Raw genomic sequence first — 16,880 nt, forward strand, 5'->3', positions numbered from 1 at the left:
GACGAGCCCCGCCCCCGGCCACCGGCCCGGGGGCGGGGCTCAGCAACAGCCCCCCGGCAGCGTCCGCCGATTCCGCGCCTCCTTGTTCCGCGCGGCCAGCAACTCATCCGCCGGATACCCCACCTCCTCCAACGTCAGCCCATGCGGCCGCACCACATGCACAGCCGAGTCCCGCACCCCCGCCGCCAACACCTTCCCCGGCCACTCGGCGCCCCGATGCCCGTCCCCCACGAACAGCAGCGCCCCGATCAGCGACCGCACCATGTTGTGACAGAAGGCATCCGCCCGCACCGTCGCCGTGATGATCCCGTCCGCGCCCCGCTCCAGCCGAAGCTCCTGGAGCGTACGGATCGTCGTCGCCCCCTCCCGCTTCTTGCAGTACGCGGCGAAGTCGTGCTCCCCCAGCAGCCGTTCGGCCGCCTCGTTCATCGCGTCGACGTCGAGCGGCCAGTCGTGCCACAGCACATGGTTGCGCAGCAGCGGATCGACACCGCCCGGATTGTCGGTCACCCGGTACGCGTACCGCCGCCACACCGCAGAGAACCGCGCGTTGAACCCGCTCGGCGCCTCCCGCAGCGCCCACACCCGCACGTCCTTCGGCAACCGCCCGGCAAGCCGCTTCAGCAGCTTCTCGTGATGCTCGCGCCAGACGGACTCCGGCAGGTCCACATGAGCCACCTGGCCCCGGGCATGGACCCCGGCATCGGTCCGCCCGGCGACCGTCAGCTCGTACGTCGTCCCGCCCGACCGCGTCACCGTCCGCAGGGCATCCTCGATCTCCCCCTGCACGGTCCGCCGCCCGCCGGCCTGCTTGGCCCAGCCGGAGAACTCGGTCCCGTCGTAGGACAGGTCGAGGCGGACACGGACATCACCTGGCTTTACTTCGTCACTCACGCCTGAATCCTCTCAGGAACGCGCGACGGGTCCGCCCGAGCGGCGGACCCGTCGTGACGCAGCGGAGGCCGATCAGCCCCGGCGCGTCGGATTCAGCACGATCTCCCCGGAGTCGTTCGCGGGGTTCCCCTCGTTCGGCATCGTGTACGCGAAGAACGCCCGCCCGGTGGCGTTCTTGATCACCTCGTCGACGCGCAGGCCGAAAGTGAAGGTGCGGGAGGCGTCCTCCAGGATCGGCGTGCCGATGAAGCAGAAGTAGTCACCCTCGGAGCCCTCCCAGCCCGGCCGGCAGTCCTCGGGGACCGTGGTGGCCGTGGTGCCCGGGGGCAGGTCGACCCAGAACGAGATCGGCTCGCCGCCGGACCGGAGCAGCGCCAGCCAGGCGGGACCGTGGTTGGCGAAGCCGACGTCCACCGACACCGTCTCGCCCTTGTGGGCCCGCAGCCGCTCACCGGTCAGATCGAGGTCGAAGGTGTTCGTCGTCGGGAAGTCCGTCTCGGCCCACCGCGCGTACCCGGCCGGGTCCGCGTCGGGCAGCGGGACCAGGTCCAGCGCCGGGCCCTGGCCCGCCTGGTAGTCACCCTCGGCCAGCAGCTCGCGCGCCTGCTCGGCGGGCACCGCGCTGAAGGAGTACGACAGGTTGTCGTACAGCGCGAAGTCGGCCGTCGCGACGGGGAAGGGCGCGCTCAGCCCGTACGCCGCCTCTCCCGCGAACTCGCTGTCAAAGATGCACAGCGCCGTGGAGCGCCCGAGCAGGTCGTCGGCCTCCCGCGGGTCGTACCAGCAGTTGCCGAAGCTGCTGGGGAAGGACAGGCCCCGGCTGCCGGAGACCCGCAGCACGACCCCCTGTCCGCCCAGCCCGCCCACGTTGCGGAAGCCCAGCGGCGCCTGGAAGGTGTCGCCGGCCTGGAAGCCCGCGGGCTCGGTGAGCTGCTTCATCTGGAGTTCCGGCCCGCCGACCAGCACGTCCACCGTGTGCCCCGTGAAGGCCAGCCCCTCGCCCGCGGCGGTGATCTGGATGGTGCCGAGGTCGCCCGCGGCGCTCTCGTCGGTCACGTCCAGCCGGATGCCGCCGAGGTCGTTGTAGTCGCTCCCGGCGTAGATCTCGTAGCCGGTGCAGGTGGCGACCAGGCCCTCCACGGTGCACCCCTGAGACCCGCCCAGCCGGGAGAAGTCCACCGCGGCCACGCCCGCCAGGGAGCTCGCGTCCACCGTGACCGTGTACGCGCCGTTGTGGATCGGCCAGATGACGCCGTTGTCGTCGGGCACGGCTTCGCCGGGCGCCTGCAACCCCAGCTGGATCTGCGGCTCGTCGGACCCGTCGGGGTCCGGGTGCAGCGACAGGTTCACGCTGTCCGGCCCGGTGACGGTGACCGGCAGCGGGCCGTCCTCGGCCTGAGCGGGACCGGCCAGCGCCGTACCGACCAGCGCGGCCAGCGCGAACGCGGACATGCTGCGCCGCACTGCGGCGAGAGAAATCATGGGACCCCCGGGGTTCAGCCGTCGAGCGCCGCAGGATCAGCGGCGCACTTGCATGACCTGTGAACCCGCTGTGAGGTTGCCCCGGAAAACGGCGAACGGGCCCGCCCCCGAAGGGGCGGGCCCGTCACGACGCGGGAGCGTCAGGCGTCCTTGGACTCCTCGGTGGCGGCGTCCTCAGCCTCGTCGGCCTTGGTCACGTCGACCTTGGTCTCCTCGGCGGCCGGAGCAGCCTCGGCGTCCTTCGCGGCGCGCTTGGTGGCGGCCTCGGCCTCACCCGTCGCCTGCTGCGCGACCGTCAGCGCCTCGACCAGCTCGATGACAGCCATGGGCGCGTTGTCGCCCCGGCGGTTACCGATCTTGGTGATACGGGTGTAGCCACCCGGACGGTTCTCGTACCGCGGGCCGATCTCGGTGAAGAGCGTGTGGACGACGCTCTTGTCCGTGATGACCTGGAGCACCTGGCGGCGGTTGTGAAGGTCGCCCTTCTTCGCCTTGGTCACCAGACGCTCGGCGTACGGCCGCAGACGGCGGGCCTTCGCCTCGGTGGTGGTGATGCGGCCGTGCTCGAACAGCGACTTCGCGAGGTTCGCGAGGAGCAGCTTCTCGTGCGCGGCGCTGCCGCCCAGACGGGCACCCTTGGTGGGCTTCGGCATTTCTTTCTCCTTGGTCTGCCCCGGCCGTATCAGGTACCGGGGTCAGGAACCCGATGAGCGGATGCTCACCGGCAACGACCGATCAAGCACTGATCAGTACTGACTCAGTACTGCTCGGTCTCCACAAAACCCGCGTCCGCGTCGTCGTCGGCGCCGAAGGCGTCGGCGGCGGCGGTCGGGTCGAATCCGGGCGGGCTGTCCTTGAGGGCCAGGCCCATGCCGGCCAGCTTCGCCTTGACCTCGTCGATGGACTTCGCACCGAAGTTGCGGATGTCCAGGAGGTCGGCCTCGGAGCGGGCGACGAGCTCACCCACGGAGTGGATGCCCTCACGCTTGAGGCAGTTGTACGAGCGGACCGTGAGCTCCAGCTCCTCGATCGGCAGCGCGAGGTCGGCGGCCAGGGCGGCGTCCGTGGGGGACGGGCCCATGTCGATGCCCTCGGCGTCGATGTTCAGCTCGCGGGCGAGACCGAACAGCTCGACCAGCGTCTTACCGGCGGACGCCATGGCGTCACGCGGCCGCATGGCCTGCTTGGTCTCGACGTCGACGATCAGCTTGTCGAAGTCGGTGCGCTGCTCGACACGCGTGGCCTCGACCTTGTACGTGACCTTCAGCACCGGCGAGTAGATGGAGTCGACCGGGATACGGCCGATCTCCTGGCCCACCTGCTTGTTCTGCACGGCGGAGACGTAACCGCGGCCACGCTCGACCGTCAGCTCCATCTCCAGCTTGCCCTTGCCGTTGAGCGTGGCGAGGACCAGGTCGGGGTTGTGCACCTCGACACCGGCCGGGGGCGCGATGTCGGCGGCGGTGACCAGACCCGGGCCCTGCTTGCGCAGGTACATCACGACCGGCTCGTCGTGCTCCGAGGAGACGACCAGCTGCTTGATGTTGAGGATCAGGTCGGTGACGTCCTCCTTGACGCCCGGCACGGTGGTGAACTCGTGCAGGACACCGTCGATGCGGATGCTGGTGACAGCAGCGCCGGGGATCGACGACAGGAGGGTGCGGCGCAGGGAGTTGCCGAGGGTGTAGCCGAAGCCCGGCTCCAGCGGCTCGATCACGAACCGGGAGCGGAACTCGTCGACGACCTCTTCGGTCAACGAGGGACGCTGAGCGATCAGCATGTTGCGTTCCTTCTGTCAGGGGCGCCCGCTATTTGACGCCCTGATATGTGACAAGGGTACGGGCGATACGACTCAGAAGAGCCGTACCGCCCGAGAAGCCCTGCGAAGCGAGGTCAGACGCGACGACGCTTCGGCGGACGGCAGCCGTTGTGCGGGGTGGGCGTGACGTCCTGGATCGAGCCGACCTCGAGACCGGTGGCCTGGAGGGAGCGGATCGCGGTCTCGCGACCGGAGCCCGGGCCCTTCACGAAGACGTCGACCTTGCGCATGCCGTGCTCCTGCGCGCGGCGGGCGGCCGACTCGGCGGCCATCTGCGCGGCGAAGGGGGTGGACTTGCGCGAGCCCTTGAAGCCGACGTGGCCGGCGGAGGCCCAGGAGATCACGTTGCCGGACGGGTCCGTGATCGAGACGATCGTGTTGTTGAACGTGCTCTTGATGTGCGCGTGGCCGTGAGCGACGTTCTTCTTTTCCTTGCGGCGCACCTTCTTGGCAGCGCCCTGACGACCCTTGGGGGGCATCTACAAACTCCTACGGGGAGGTGGTCGGTCCTACAGCGAAGACCGCTGATGAAGCGTTGTCCGCTGAGGACTACTTCTTGCCCGGCTTCTTCTTGCCGGCGATGGCGCGACGCGGGCCCTTGCGGGTGCGGGCGTTCGTGCTCGTACGCTGACCGCGGACGGGCAGACCACGACGGTGACGGAGACCCTGGTAGCAGCCGATCTCGACCTTGCGGCGGATGTCGGCCTGGATCTCGCGACGGAGGTCACCCTCGGTCTTGATGTTGTTGTCGACGTACTCACGAATCGCGACGAGCTGCTCCTCGGAGAGGTCGCGAACGCGGGTGTTCGGGTCGATACCGGTCTCGGCCAGCGTCTGCTGGGAGAGGGTCCGGCCGATGCCGAACACGTAGGTGAGGGCGACCTCCACGCGCTTGTCGCGCGGGATGTCAACACCGGAAACGCGTGCCATTCAATGGCTCCTGGTGATCTTCGGAGGTCTTCCGCAGAACCGGCTCCCAGCCGCCGTACCAGGTACGAACTGGGTCCTCGGCCTCCGAACCGAGGGTGTCAGACGGACGATCGTCCGCCTGGGTCCTGCGTATGAACAATTCAGCTCGCGTCGCGCGAATCTCTGCGATGTCGATGCAGAGGGATTGGTCGTGCGTCAGCCCTGGCGCTGCTTGTGGCGCGGGTTCTCGCAGATGACCATGACCCGACCGTGACGGCGGATCACCCTGCACTTGTCGCAGATCTTCTTGACGCTCGGCTTGACCTTCATTGGGTGAGGTTCTCCGGGTCAGTGCCACCACCCCGTCCGAGGACGGGATGCGGGCAAGATCTACTTGTAGCGGTAGACGATCCGGCCACGCGTCAGGTCGTACGGAGACAGCTCCACCACGACCCGGTCGTCAGGGAGGATGCGGATGTAGTGCATACGCATCTTGCCGCTGATGTGTGCCAGGACCTGGTGGCCGTTCTGGAGCTCGACCTTGAACATGGCGTTCGGAAGAGACTCGACGACAGTGCCCTCGATCTCGATGGCACCTTGCTTCTTGGCCACGCTTCGCCCTTCGAATCGACTACCTTGATCGACTCCCGCACTTTTCCCTTACGGGTGCATGCGGACATGCGGGTGCACGAGAGCCGACGAGTCAGTCTACGTCAGCGCACCCGGAAAGACGAATCGAGGAAGAATGCCCGGCGGCGGAGATCATTAAGCACGCCGGGTACACAGACGCCGGTAGGGGCGCGGGGCTGTATCGATATGCGGCTCCGCCGCGTGGGCGCGAGCGACCACGACGAACCCGCAGCCGCCCGCCGACCGGACCGCCCTCCCCGGAACGCGCTCAGGCCAGCGGATCCGGAGCAGCAACCACGCCATACTCCGCCAGCTTCGCCTTGCCCCCGTCGGGAGCCGTAAGCACCAGCGGCCCCGCCTCCGTCAGCGCCACCGAGTGCTCCCAGTGAGACGACCACGTGCCGTCCGTCGTGATGACCGTCCAGTCGTCCGAGAGGACCTCGGTGCGCGGAGTGCCCAGCGACACCATCGGCTCGATCGCGAGGCAGAACCCGGGGACCAGCTTCGGGCCCTTGCCCCGGCGCCGGTCGACGTAGTTCAGCAGGTGCGGGTCCATGTGCATCTCGGTGCCGATGCCGTGGCCGCCGTAGTCCTCGATGATCCCGTACTTGCCGCCGCCCGGCTTCGGCTGGCGGCGGATGTACGTCTCGATGGCCTTGGAGACATCGATCAGCCGGTTGCCCTGCTTCATGGCGGCGATACCGGCCCACATCGACTCCTCCGTCACCCGGGAGAGCTCGATCAGCTCCGGAGCGTGACCCGAGCCGACGAAGGCGGTGAAGGCCGCGTCCCCGTGCCAGCCGTCGACGATCGCGCCGGCGTCGATGGAGATGATGTCGCCGTCCTTGAGGACGACCTCGTCGGAGGGGATGCCGTGGACCACGACCTCGTTGACGGAGGTGCAGATCGTCGCGGGGAAACCGCCGTACCCGAGGAAGTTCGACTTCGCGCCGTGCTCGGCGATCACCTTGCGGGCGACCTCGTCGAGGTCCTTCGTGGACGCCCCCGGCACCGCGGCCTCACGCGTGGCGGCATGGATCGCGGCGACGACCAGCCCCGCCTGACGCATCTTGGCGATCTGCTCGGGGCTCTTGATCTGCACCATGGGGTCCTGCGCTCTCCGTGACTCGACGGGTTCGGGTTACCTACACAACAGTACGGCCGTGCAGTCCCTCGGGACTCCACGGCCGTACCAGGACGACGACTACTGGTCGTCGCCCTCACGCTTCAGTGCGGCCAGCGCACGAGTGGTGACCTCGTCCACCGGGCCCATGGCCTCGATCGTCACCACCAGGCCCTGGGCCTTGTAGTAGTCGATGATCGGCTCGGTCTGCGTGTGGTAGACCTCCAGCCGCGTCCGGACGGTGGCCTCGGAGTCGTCGTCACGCTGGTACAGCTCGCCGCCGCAGACGTCGCAGACGCCTTCCTTGGCGGGCTTCTTGTACGAGACGTGGAAGACGTGCGCGGAGTCGTTGCGGCAGATGCGCCGGCCGGCGATCCGCTTGACGACCTCCTCCTCCGGGGCCTCCAGGTCGAGCACGGCGTCCAGCTTGATGCCCTCGGTGTTCAGCAGCTCGTCCAGCGCCTCGGCCTGCGAGACGTTCCGCGGGAAGCCGTCCAGGAGGAAGCCGTTGACGGCGTCCGCCTGCTCCATACGGTCCTTGGCCATCGCGATGGTCACCTCGTCGGGGACGAGGTTGCCGGCGTCCATGTAGGACTTCGCGAGTTTGCCGAGCTCCGTCTGCTGGCTGATGTTGGCGCGGAACAGGTCGCCCGTGGAGATGTGCGGGACACGCAGTTTCTCGGCGAGGCGCGTGGCCTGCGTTCCCTTTCCGGCGCCAGGCGGCCCGACGAGGACGATTCGCATCAGCGGAGGAACCCTTCGTAATTGCGCTGCTGGAGCTGGCTCTCGATCTGCTTCACCGTCTCGAGACCGACACCCACGATGATCAGGATGCTGGTACCGCCGAAGGGGAAGTTCTGGTTTGCCCCGAAACCAACCAACGCCATCGTCGGGACGAGAGCAATCAGGCCCAAGTACAGCGAACCCGGCCAGGTGATCCGGTTGAGCACGTACGACAGGTACTCAGCGGTCGGTCGGCCAGCCCGGATGCCCGGGATGAAGCCACCATACTTCTTCATGTTGTCGGCGACTTCCTCGGGGTTGAACGAGATAGCCACGTAGAAGAAGGCGAAGAACACGATGAGCAAGAAGTACATCGTGATGTAGATCGGGTGGTCGCCCTTGGTCAGGTTGGTCTCGATCCACGTCTTCCAGCTCGACGTACCACTCGAGAACTGCGCGATCAGGGCCGGGATGTAGAGCAGCGACGACGCGAAGATGACGGGAATCACACCCGCCTGGTTCACCTTCAGCGGGATGTACGTCGACGTGCCGCCGTAGGCGCGGCGGCCGATCATCCGCTTCGCGTACTGCACGGGGATGCGGCGCTGGGCCTGCTCGACGAAGACCACCAGGCCGACCATGACCAGGCCGACCGCGATGACGGTGCCGAACTCGATCCAGCCGTCGGCCAGGGTGCCGGACTTCTTGATGGCCCACAGGGCGGACGGGAAGGTCGCGGCGATCGAGATGAACATCAGGATCGACATGCCGTTGCCGATGCCGCGGTCGGTGATGAGCTCACCGAGCCACATGACGACGGCCGTACCGGCGGTCATGGTGATGACCATGACGACGGTGGTGAAGATCGAGCGGTCCGGGACGATCGTCGACGCGGCCGAGCAGCCGGAGAAGAGCGCGCCGCTGCGGGCGGTGGCGACGAGGCCGGTGCCCTGCAGGATGGCGAGCGCGACGGTCAGGTAACGCGTGTACTGCGTGATCTTCGCCGTACCGGCCTGGCCCTCCTTCTTGAGGGCTTCCAGACGCGGGATCACGACGGTCAGCAGCTGGAGGATGATGCTCGCCGTGATGTACGGCATGATCCCCAGCGCGAAGATCGTGATCTGCAGCAGTGCGCCACCGCTGAACATGTTGACCAGACCGAAGAGGCCCTGGTTCGCGGACGCCTCGTCGACGCACTGCTGGACGGACTTGTAGTCGACGCCCGGGATGGGGATGTGGGTACCGACCCGGTACACCACGATGATGCCCAGCGTGAAGAGCAGCTTCTTGCGCAGGTCGGGCGTCTTGAACGCCCGGGCGAACGCGGTGAGCACGGTGCCTCCTGCGACCCCCGCGCTACTGCGTCAAGGGTGACGGTCTTGAGGTTCGACGGATACAGACGAATGCATAACGGTCAACTGCCGCTCAGGGTGCCTCAGGTGAAGCACCCTGTGAAAGTTGGCAGTGCAGGCCACCTTACCGGCGAGACTGCCACCCTAGGAACGACCAACCGGGGATACCCCTTTTGTGGGGTATCCCCGGTCGGGATCGCTCAAGTCATCGAGACGCCTGAGGTGTTCAGACGAGCTCGGTGACGGTGCCGCCGGCGGCGGTGATCTTCTCCTTGGCGGAGCCGGAGACGGCGTCGACCGTCACCTGCAGCGCCACGGAGATCTCACCCTGGCCGAGGACCTTGACGAGGCTGTTCTTGCGAACGGCACCCTTGGCCACCAGACCCTCGACCGTGACCTCGCCACCCTCGGGGTAGAGCGCGGCCAGCTTGTCGAGGTTCACGACCTGGTACTCGGTCTTGAACGGGTTCTTGAAGCCCTTCAGCTTCGGAAGACGCATGTGGAGGGGCATCTGCCCACCCTCGAAGCGCTCCGGAACCTGGTAACGGGCCTTCGTACCCTTGGTACCACGACCGGCCGTCTTACCCTTCGACGCCTCACCACGACCCACACGGGTCTTGGCGGTCTTGGCGCCCGGGGCGGGACGGAGGTTGTGGATCTTGAGCGGGTTGTTCTCCGCCATGATCAGTCGACCTCCTCGACCGTCACGAGGTGGCGGACGGTGTGCACCATGCCGCGGAACTCGGGGCGGTCCTCCTTGACGACCTGCGTGTTGATGCCCTTGAGACCAAGGGAACGCAGGGTGTCACGGTGGTTCTGCTTGCTGCCGATGTAGGACTTGACCTGCGTAATCTTGAGCTGAGCCATGATTACGCACCCGCCCCGGCACGCGCACGGAGCAGAGCCGCGGGGGCGACGTCCTCGAGCGGCAGACCACGGCGGGCCGCGATCTCCTCGGGACGCTGCAGACCCTTCAGGGCCTCCACGGTCGCGTGCACGATGTTGATCGCGTTGTCGGAGCCGAGCGACTTCGACAGCACGTCGTGAATACCGGCGCACTCGAGCACGGCACGCACCGGACCACCGGCGATAACACCGGTACCCGGGGACGCGGGCTTGAGCAGCACGACGCCGGCAGCCTTCTCACCCTGGATGGGGTGCGGGATGGTGCCCTGGATACGGGGGACCTTGAAGAAGTGCTTCTTGGCCTCCTCAACGCCCTTGGCGATGGCGGCCGGCACCTCCTTAGCCTTGCCGTAACCGACACCCACGGTGCCGTCACCGTCGCCCACCACGACCAGCGCGGTGAAGCTGAAGCGACGACCACCCTTCACAACCTTGGCGACACGGTTGATCGCGACAACGCGCTCAACGTAAGCGGTCTTCTCGGCGGCAGCTGCGCCGCCGTCACGGCCCTTCCGGTCCCGCCGCTCGCCGCCACCGGCACCGCCACCGCGGCGCTGGGGTCCAGCCATTGGAATTACCTCTCTCTTTTTCCGCTAGCTACGAACGGCTCAGAACTTCAAGCCGGCTTCGCGGGCGGCGTCCGCCAGGGCGGCGATGCGCCCGGCGTACTGGTTGCCACCACGGTCGAACACGACGGCCTCGACACCGGCGGCCTTGGCACGCTCGGCGACCAGGGCGCCGACCTGCTTGGCCTGCGCGGACTTGTCGCCCTCGCCACCGCGGACCGACGTGTCCAGGGTGGACGCCGACGCCAGGGTGTGCCCCTTGATGTCGTCGATCACCTGGGCCACGATGTGGCGGTTCGAGCGGGTAACGACCAGGCGGGGACGCTCCGCCGTACCGGAGATCCGCTTGCGGATCCGGATGTGACGGCGCTTGATCGCGGCGCGCTTGTAGGCGTCGCCCTTCAGGATCTTCTGTCCGTATGCCATGGCTTACTTACCCGCCTTTCCGACCTTGCGGCGGATGACTTCGCCCTCGTACTTGACGCCCTTGGCCTTGTACGGGTCGGGCTTGCGCAGCTTGCGGATGTTGGCCGCAACCTCGCCGACCTTCTGCTTGTCGATGCCCTCGACCTGGAAGCGGGTCGGGGTCTCCACCTTGAAGGTGATGCCCTCGGGCGCCTCGACGGTGATCGGGTGGCTGTAGCCGAGAGCGAACTCGAGGTTCGAACCCTTGGCCGTCACGCGGTAACCGACACCGCTGATCTCGAGCTTCTTCACGTAACCCTCGGTCACGCCGGTGATCATGTTCGCCACCAGCGTGCGGGACAGGCCGTGGAGGGCCTTGTTCTGACGCTCGTCGTTGGGGCGGGTGACGTTGAGAACGCCGTCCTCACCCTTGGCGATGTCGATCGGCGCGGCAACGGTGTGGGTCAGCGAGCCCTTGGGGCCCTTGACCGAGACCGTACGGCCGTCGATGGTGACGTCCACGCCGGCGGGAACCGTGATGGGGAGCTTGCCAATACGCGACATAGCTGTTTCCTCCGTTCCCTTCCGCTACCAGACGTAGGCGAGGACTTCCCCACCCACGCCCTTCTTGCCGGCCTGCTTGTCGGTCAGGAGACCGTGCGACGTGGAGATGATCGCCACGCCGAGGCCACCGAGGACCTTGGGCAGGTTGGTGGACTTCGCGTACACCCGGAGACCGGGCTTGGAGATCCGCTTGATGCCCGCGATGGAGCGCTCACGGTTGGGGCCGAACTTCAGCTCCAGGACGAGGTTCTTGCCGACCTCGGCGTCCTCGACCTTCCAGCCCGTGATGAAGCCCTCCTGCTGGAGGATCTCCGCGATGTGAGACTTGATCTTGGAAGCGGGCATCGTCACGGAGTCGTGGTATGCCGAGTTCGCGTTCCGCAGACGCGTAAGCATGTCTGCGATCGGATCAGTCATGGTCATGAATTGGCCTTCGGCCTCTCTCGCCGGGGTTTCCTGATGCGCCATCCCTCTCCCCGATCCGAGACGGGACGGGTGCGGCGCGGTGGACCTACGGCGTAGTAAGTCGTACGGGCAGTCGTCAGACGCCCAACCCTCCCAGCCTAAGCCATGGAGAGGAGGGCGTCTGACACGCCCATTGCTTACCGAGAGCTTCGGGAATCCCTAAAAAGCGGGGATTACCAGGAGCTCTTGGTCACGCCCGGCAGCTCGCCACGGTGAGCCATCTCACGAAGGCACACGCGGCACAGGCCGAACTTGCGGTACACGGAGTGCGGGCGGCCGCAGCGCTGGCAGCGGGTGTACGCACGCACACCGAACTTGGGCTTGCGAGCAGCCTTGGCAATCAGAGCCTTCTTCGCCATCTCGCTCACGCCTCCTTGAACGGGAAGCCGAGGTGACGAAGGAGGGCGCGGCCCTCGTCGTCGTTGGTCGCCGTGGTGACCACGGTGATGTCCATGCCCCGGGTACGGTCGATCTTGTCCTGGTCGATCTCGTGGAACATGACCTGCTCGGTGAGACCGAAGGTGTAGTTGCCACGGCCGTCGAACTGCTTGGGGGACAGACCACGGAAGTCGCGGATGCGCGGCAGCGCGAGCGACAGGGTGCGGTCCAGGAACTCCCACATGCGGTCGCCACGGAGCGTGACGTGGGCACCGATCGGCTGGCCCTCACGCAGCTTGAACTGCGCGATGGACTTGCGGGCCTTGGTGACGGCCGGCTTCTGACCGGTGATCGTGGTGAGGTCGCGGATGGCGCCCTCGATCAGCTTGGAGTCGCGGGCGGCGTCGCCCACACCCATGTTGACCACGATCTTGACGAGGCCGGGGACCTGCATGACGTTCTCGTACTTGAACTCGTCACGCAGCTTGCCCGCGATCTCCTCGCGGTACTTCGTCTTGAGACGCGGAGTCGTGGTGGTAGCCATCAGATGTCCTCACCCGTCCGCTTGGCAACGCGGATCTTGTTGCCCTCGTCGTCGAAGCGGTAACCGACACGCGTGACGACCTTGTTGCCGTCCTTCTCAACGACCAGCTGGACGTTGGAGACGTGGATCGGCGCCTCGGTCGTGACGATGCCGCCGGCCTGGGAACCGCGAGCGGTCGGGCCGGCCTTGGTGTGCTTCTTGACCCGGTTGACACCCTCGACCAGGACGCGCTCGTCGCGCGGGTAAGCGGCAATGACCTTGCCCTGCTTGCCCTTGTCCTTACCGGTGATGACCTGGACCAGGTCGCCCTTCTTGATCTTCATGCTTACAGCACCTCCGGCGCGAGCGAGATGATCTTCATGAACTTCTTCTCGCGCAGCTCACGGCCGACCGGGCCGAAGATGCGGGTGCCGCGAGGGTCGCCGTCGTTCTTCAGAATGACGGCGGCGTTCTCGTCGAAGCGGATGTACGAGCCGTCCGGACGGCGGCGCTCCTTGACGGTGCGAACGATGACCGCCTTGACGACGTCACCCTTCTTCACGTTGCCACCGGGGATCGCGTCCTTGACGGTGGCGACGATGACGTCACCGATGCCCGCGTAGCGGCGACCGGAGCCACCGAGCACACGGATGCAAAGGATTTCCTTCGCACCAGTGTTGTCGGCGACGCGCAGTCGCGACTCCTGCTGGATCACGTCTATCTCCTGTTTGTCTGCCGGTTCCCGGCAGGGGCCCTTCTCTTACGAGGGGAGCCCCTGCCGAGCCTGGCGGAACTGACCTGCGGGGGGTGCCCCGCAGGAAATTACTTGGCCTTCTCGAGGATCTCGACGACGCGCCAGCGCTTCGTCGCGGACAGCGGCCGGGTCTCCGCGAGGAGGACACGGTCGCCGACACCCGCGGCGTTCTGCTCGTCGTGCGCCTTGAGCTTGTTCGTACGGCGGATGACCTTGCCGTACAGCGCGTGCTTCACGCGGTCCTCGACGGCGACGACGACGGTCTTGTCCATCTTGTCGCTGACGACGAGACCCTCACGGGTCTTGCGGAAGCCACGGGCCTCAGTGGTGTTCTCAGTCACGTTGTTCTCGCTCATCAGGCGTTCTCCACCGTTTCGATGCCCAGCTCACGCTCGCGCATCAGGGTGTAGATCCGCGCGATGTCCTTGCGGACCGCCTTCAGACGGCCATGGTTCTCGAGCTGGCCCGTCGCCGCCTGGAAGCGGAGGTTGAACAGCTCTTCCTTGGCCTCGCGGAGCTTGTTCAGCAGCTCCTCGTTGCCCAGCTCGCGCAGCTCGGACGCCTTGGTACCGGCCGACATCACGCTTCACCTGCCTCGCGCTTGACGATCCGGCACTTCATCGGCAGCTTGTGGGCCGCACGGGTCAGCGCCTCACGGGCGATCTTCTCGTTGGGGTACGACAGCTCGAACATCACGCGTCCGGGCTTGACGTTGGCGATCCACCACTCCGGCGAACCCTTACCGGAACCCATGCGGGTCTCGGCAGGCTTCTTGGTGAGGGGACGGTCCGGGTAGATGTTGATCCAGACCTTGCCACCACGCTTGATGTGACGCGTCATGGCGATACGAGCGGCCTCGATCTGGCGGTTCGTCACATACGCCGGGGTGAGCGCCTGGATGCCGTACTCGCCGAACGCAACCTGCGTGCCGCCCTTGGCAGCGCCGGAGCGCTTCGGGTGGTGCTGCTTGCGGTGCTTGACCCTACGGGGGATCAGCATGTCGGTCAGGCCTCCGTTCCGGTGCTCTCAGCCGGAGCGGCGGCGGGAGCCTCGGCCTTGGGGGCCTCGGCGCCGGCAGCCTGCTGCGGCTTGCGACCGCGCCGCTCGCCACCACGGCCACCACGGGCCGGGCGGTCGGCACCACCACGGGCCGGGCGGTTACCCGCACGGGCCGCAGCGTTCTCGGCGCGGACCTCGGCGATGTTCTTGACGTCGCCCTTGTAGATCCAGACCTTCACACCGATGCGGCCGAAGGTCGTCTTGGCCTCGAAGAAGCCGTAGTCCACGTTCGCGCGGAGCGTGTGCAGGGGCACACGGCCCTCGCGGTAGAACTCCGAGCGGGACATCTCGGCGCCACCGAGGCGGCCACCGCACTGGATCTTGATGCCCTTGGCGCCGGCCTTCATCGCCGACTGCATGCTCTTACGCATGGCGCGGCGGAAGGAGACGCGGGAGGAGAGCTGCTCGGCAACGGCCTGGGCAACCAGCTGAGCGTCGGTCTCGGGGTTCTTGACCTCGAGGATGTTCAGCTGGACCTGCTTGCCCGTGAGCTTCTCGAGGTCACCGCGGATGCGGTCGGCCTCGGCGCCACGGCGGCCGATGACGATGCCCGGACGAGCGGTGTGGATGTCCACCCGCACGCGGTCACGGGTGCGCTCGATCTCCACCTTCGAGATGCCGGCGCGCTCCATGCCGGACGTCATCATCCGACGGATGGCGACGTCTTCCTTGACGTAGTCCTTGTACAGCTTGTCGGCGTACCACCGGGACTTGAAGTCCGTGGTGACACCGAGCCGGAACCCATGCGGGTTAACCTTCTGGCCCATTACCGGGTTCCTTCCTTGCTGCTGACGACCACGGTGATGTGGCTGGTCCGCTTGCGGATCCGGTAGGCACGGCCCTGGGCGCGCGGACGGAACCGCTTCAGGGTCGGACCCTCGTCGACGTACGCCTCGGAGATGAAGAGGCTGTCGGCGTCGGTGTGGTCGTAGTTGTGCGCGGCGTTGGCGATGGCGCTGTCGAGCACCTTGCCGACCGGCACTGAGGCTGCCTGCGGAGCGAATCGCAGAACAGCCTGAGCCTCCGTGGCATCCATGCCACGGATCAGGTCCACCACGCGGCGGGCCTTCATGGGCGTGACGCGGATGTACCGCGCCTGGGCCCTGGCTTCCATGGTTGTCCCTCTCAGTTACTTACGTGTCTGAATGCGATCCGCTACTAGCGGCGCTTCGACTTCCGGTCTTCCTTGACGTGACCCCGGAAGGTGCGCGTCGGCGAGAACTCGCCGAGCTTGTGGCCGACCATCGACTCGGTGACGAACACCGGGATGTGGGTCTTGCCGTTGTGCACCGCGAGCGTGTGGCCGAGCATGGCCGGCACGATCATGGAGCGACGGGACCAGGTCTTGATGACGTTCTTGGTGCCGGCTTCGTTCTGGGCGTCCACCTTCTTGATCAGGTGGTCGTCGACGAAGGGCCCCTTCTTGAGACTGCGCGGCATCTAAACCCGCTCCTAGCGCTTCTTGTTCGTCTTGCGGCGGCGGACGATGTACTTGTTCGAAGCCTTCTTCGGCGAACGAGTACGACCCTCCTTCTGACCCCACGGGGAGACCGGGTGGCGACCACCGGAGGTCTTGCCCTCACCACCACCGTGCGGGTGGTCGACCGGGTTCATCGCGACACCACGGACGGTCGGGCGAACGCCCAGCCAGCGCTTGCGGCCGGCCTTACCCCAGTTGATGTTGCTCTGCTCGGCGTTGCCGACCTCGCCGACGGTGGCGCGGCAGCGCACGTCGACCAGGCGGATCTCACCGGAAGGCATGCGGAGGTGAGCCATCTGGCCCTCCTTCGCGAGCAGCTGCACGGAGGCACCGGCGGAGCGGGCGAACTTGGCGCCGCCACCGGGACGGAGCTCGATCGCGTGGATCGTGGTACCGACCGGGATGTTGCGGAGCGCCAGGTTGTTGCCCGGCTTGATGTCGGCCCCGGGACCGTTCTCGACGCGGTCACCCTGCTGCAGGTTGCGCGGGGCGAGGATGTAGCGCTTCTCGCCGTCGGCGTAGTGCAGCAGCGCGATGCGCGCGGTGCGGTTGGGGTCGTACTCGATGTGCGCGACCTTCGCCGGCACGCCGTCCTTGTCGTGACGACGGAAGTCGATCACTCGGTAGGCGCGCTTGTGTCCGCCACCCTGGTGGCGAACGGTCACACGACCGGCGTTGTTACGGCCGCCCTTGCTGTGCAGCGGGCGGACCAGCGACTTCTCCGGCGTGGACCGCGTGACCTCGACGAAGTCGGCGACGCTGGAACCACGACGGCCCGGCGTAGTCGGCTTGTACTTGCGGATTCCCATTTCTCAGTCCTCGTCCGATATCGGACGATCCGGACCGCC

The 16,880-nt window shown here is 66.8% G+C and carries 28 protein-coding genes; all 28 read right to left on the reverse strand.

From position 1 onward, the window contains the following. Positions 1-39: 39 nt before the first annotated feature. Positions 40-894, reverse strand: a complete 855-nt coding sequence (gene truA, locus IQ210_RS44840; RefSeq protein WP_194085039.1) for a tRNA pseudouridine(38-40) synthase TruA — start codon at positions 892-894, stop codon at positions 40-42. A gap of 72 nt (positions 895-966) precedes the next feature. Then, positions 967-2,376, reverse strand: coding sequence for a hypothetical protein (locus IQ210_RS44845; RefSeq protein ID WP_194085040.1), 1,410 nt, complete (start codon positions 2,374-2,376; stop codon positions 967-969). A gap of 140 nt (positions 2,377-2,516) precedes the next feature. Continuing rightward, positions 2,517-3,029: a 50S ribosomal protein L17 gene (gene rplQ / locus IQ210_RS44850; RefSeq protein ID WP_194085041.1), complete on the reverse strand. Its 513-nt coding sequence runs from the start codon at positions 3,027-3,029 to the stop codon at positions 2,517-2,519. 104 nt (positions 3,030-3,133) lie between these two features. Then, positions 3,134-4,156: a DNA-directed RNA polymerase subunit alpha gene (locus tag IQ210_RS44855; RefSeq protein ID WP_003966937.1), complete on the reverse strand. Its 1,023-nt coding sequence runs from the start codon at positions 4,154-4,156 to the stop codon at positions 3,134-3,136. A gap of 113 nt (positions 4,157-4,269) precedes the next feature. After that, positions 4,270-4,674 (reverse strand): 30S ribosomal protein S11, encoded by a 405-nt coding sequence (gene rpsK, locus IQ210_RS44860; RefSeq protein ID WP_003956432.1) that lies wholly within the window; start codon positions 4,672-4,674, stop codon positions 4,270-4,272. Positions 4,675-4,744: 70 nt separating this feature from the next. After that, on the reverse strand, positions 4,745-5,125 hold the full coding sequence (gene rpsM / locus IQ210_RS44865) for a 30S ribosomal protein S13 (protein WP_030571236.1): 381 nt from the start codon (positions 5,123-5,125) through the stop codon (positions 4,745-4,747). Between the two features lie 195 nt (positions 5,126-5,320). Beyond that, positions 5,321-5,434, reverse strand: coding sequence for a 50S ribosomal protein L36 (rpmJ, locus tag IQ210_RS44870; RefSeq protein WP_003998809.1), 114 nt, complete (start codon positions 5,432-5,434; stop codon positions 5,321-5,323). Between the two features lie 60 nt (positions 5,435-5,494). Continuing rightward, a complete protein-coding gene (gene infA, locus IQ210_RS44875; RefSeq protein ID WP_003948620.1) occupies positions 5,495-5,716 on the reverse strand; it encodes a translation initiation factor IF-1 in 222 nt (73 codons plus the stop codon). 286 nt (positions 5,717-6,002) lie between these two features. Further along, on the reverse strand, positions 6,003-6,839 hold the full coding sequence (gene map, locus IQ210_RS44880; protein ID WP_194085042.1) for a type I methionyl aminopeptidase: 837 nt from the start codon (positions 6,837-6,839) through the stop codon (positions 6,003-6,005). Positions 6,840-6,938: 99 nt separating this feature from the next. Beyond that, complete coding sequence (locus tag IQ210_RS44885; RefSeq protein WP_097267814.1) at positions 6,939-7,601, reverse strand: adenylate kinase; 663 nt, start codon at positions 7,599-7,601, stop codon at positions 6,939-6,941. Further along, positions 7,601-8,914 (reverse strand): preprotein translocase subunit SecY, encoded by a 1,314-nt coding sequence (gene secY, locus IQ210_RS44890; protein ID WP_194085043.1) that lies wholly within the window; start codon positions 8,912-8,914, stop codon positions 7,601-7,603. The genes IQ210_RS44885 and secY overlap by 1 nt, the downstream gene beginning before the upstream one ends. A 244-nt stretch (positions 8,915-9,158) precedes the next feature. After that, positions 9,159-9,614 carry a 50S ribosomal protein L15 gene (gene rplO, locus IQ210_RS44895; RefSeq protein ID WP_067018996.1) on the reverse strand — a complete coding sequence of 152 codons (456 nt, stop codon included), beginning with the start codon at positions 9,612-9,614 and terminating at the stop codon, positions 9,159-9,161. Positions 9,615-9,616: 2 nt separating this feature from the next. Then, positions 9,617-9,799, reverse strand: coding sequence for a 50S ribosomal protein L30 (gene rpmD, locus IQ210_RS44900; RefSeq protein WP_003974250.1), 183 nt, complete (start codon positions 9,797-9,799; stop codon positions 9,617-9,619). A gap of 2 nt (positions 9,800-9,801) precedes the next feature. Next, positions 9,802-10,407 (reverse strand): 30S ribosomal protein S5, encoded by a 606-nt coding sequence (rpsE, locus tag IQ210_RS44905; RefSeq protein WP_009190144.1) that lies wholly within the window; start codon positions 10,405-10,407, stop codon positions 9,802-9,804. A 39-nt stretch (positions 10,408-10,446) separates the two neighbouring features. Continuing rightward, the gene (rplR, locus tag IQ210_RS44910) at positions 10,447-10,830 is read right to left on the reverse strand and encodes a 50S ribosomal protein L18 (RefSeq protein WP_055632352.1); all 384 of its coding nucleotides are present in this window, start codon (positions 10,828-10,830) and stop codon (positions 10,447-10,449) included. Positions 10,831-10,833: 3 nt separating this feature from the next. Continuing rightward, entirely contained in the window at positions 10,834-11,373 is a 540-nt protein-coding gene (gene rplF / locus IQ210_RS44915; protein ID WP_079308656.1) for a 50S ribosomal protein L6, read from the reverse strand. A 24-nt stretch (positions 11,374-11,397) separates the two neighbouring features. Then, complete coding sequence (gene rpsH, locus IQ210_RS44920) at positions 11,398-11,796, reverse strand: 30S ribosomal protein S8 (protein ID WP_007384075.1); 399 nt, start codon at positions 11,794-11,796, stop codon at positions 11,398-11,400. 215 nt (positions 11,797-12,011) lie between these two features. Beyond that, complete coding sequence (locus tag IQ210_RS44925) at positions 12,012-12,197, reverse strand: type Z 30S ribosomal protein S14 (RefSeq protein WP_003956452.1); 186 nt, start codon at positions 12,195-12,197, stop codon at positions 12,012-12,014. Positions 12,198-12,202: 5 nt separating this feature from the next. Next, complete coding sequence (rplE, locus tag IQ210_RS44930) at positions 12,203-12,760, reverse strand: 50S ribosomal protein L5 (protein WP_194085044.1); 558 nt, start codon at positions 12,758-12,760, stop codon at positions 12,203-12,205. Continuing rightward, entirely contained in the window at positions 12,760-13,083 is a 324-nt protein-coding gene (rplX, locus tag IQ210_RS44935) for a 50S ribosomal protein L24 (protein ID WP_053674523.1), read from the reverse strand. Before rplX ends, rplE begins: the two co-directional genes overlap by 1 nt. Positions 13,084-13,085: 2 nt before the next feature. Further along, complete coding sequence (gene rplN / locus IQ210_RS44940; RefSeq protein WP_003998823.1) at positions 13,086-13,454, reverse strand: 50S ribosomal protein L14; 369 nt, start codon at positions 13,452-13,454, stop codon at positions 13,086-13,088. A gap of 107 nt (positions 13,455-13,561) precedes the next feature. Continuing rightward, positions 13,562-13,849 carry a 30S ribosomal protein S17 gene (gene rpsQ / locus IQ210_RS44945; protein WP_126273792.1) on the reverse strand — a complete coding sequence of 96 codons (288 nt, stop codon included), beginning with the start codon at positions 13,847-13,849 and terminating at the stop codon, positions 13,562-13,564. Continuing rightward, a complete protein-coding gene (gene rpmC / locus IQ210_RS44950) occupies positions 13,849-14,073 on the reverse strand; it encodes a 50S ribosomal protein L29 (protein ID WP_059079052.1) in 225 nt (74 codons plus the stop codon). Before rpmC ends, rpsQ begins: the two co-directional genes overlap by 1 nt. After that, on the reverse strand, positions 14,073-14,492 hold the full coding sequence (gene rplP, locus IQ210_RS44955) for a 50S ribosomal protein L16 (RefSeq protein WP_009327094.1): 420 nt from the start codon (positions 14,490-14,492) through the stop codon (positions 14,073-14,075). The genes rpmC and rplP overlap by 1 nt, the downstream gene beginning before the upstream one ends. Positions 14,493-14,497: 5 nt before the next feature. Next, positions 14,498-15,319 (reverse strand): 30S ribosomal protein S3, encoded by an 822-nt coding sequence (rpsC, locus tag IQ210_RS44960; protein WP_014674374.1) that lies wholly within the window; start codon positions 15,317-15,319, stop codon positions 14,498-14,500. Beyond that, positions 15,319-15,666 (reverse strand): 50S ribosomal protein L22, encoded by a 348-nt coding sequence (gene rplV, locus IQ210_RS44965; protein WP_003974262.1) that lies wholly within the window; start codon positions 15,664-15,666, stop codon positions 15,319-15,321. Before rplV ends, rpsC begins: the two co-directional genes overlap by 1 nt. Before the next feature lie 44 nt (positions 15,667-15,710). Continuing rightward, positions 15,711-15,992 carry a 30S ribosomal protein S19 gene (gene rpsS / locus IQ210_RS44970; protein WP_023547380.1) on the reverse strand — a complete coding sequence of 94 codons (282 nt, stop codon included), beginning with the start codon at positions 15,990-15,992 and terminating at the stop codon, positions 15,711-15,713. Between the two features lie 12 nt (positions 15,993-16,004). Beyond that, positions 16,005-16,841, reverse strand: a complete 837-nt coding sequence (rplB, locus tag IQ210_RS44975) for a 50S ribosomal protein L2 (protein ID WP_059192905.1) — start codon at positions 16,839-16,841, stop codon at positions 16,005-16,007. Between the last annotated feature and the right edge of the window lie 39 nt (positions 16,842-16,880).

It is taken from the genome of Streptomyces justiciae, from assembly GCF_015163075.1.
Lineage (GTDB): Bacteria > Actinomycetota > Actinomycetes > Streptomycetales > Streptomycetaceae > Streptomyces > Streptomyces justiciae.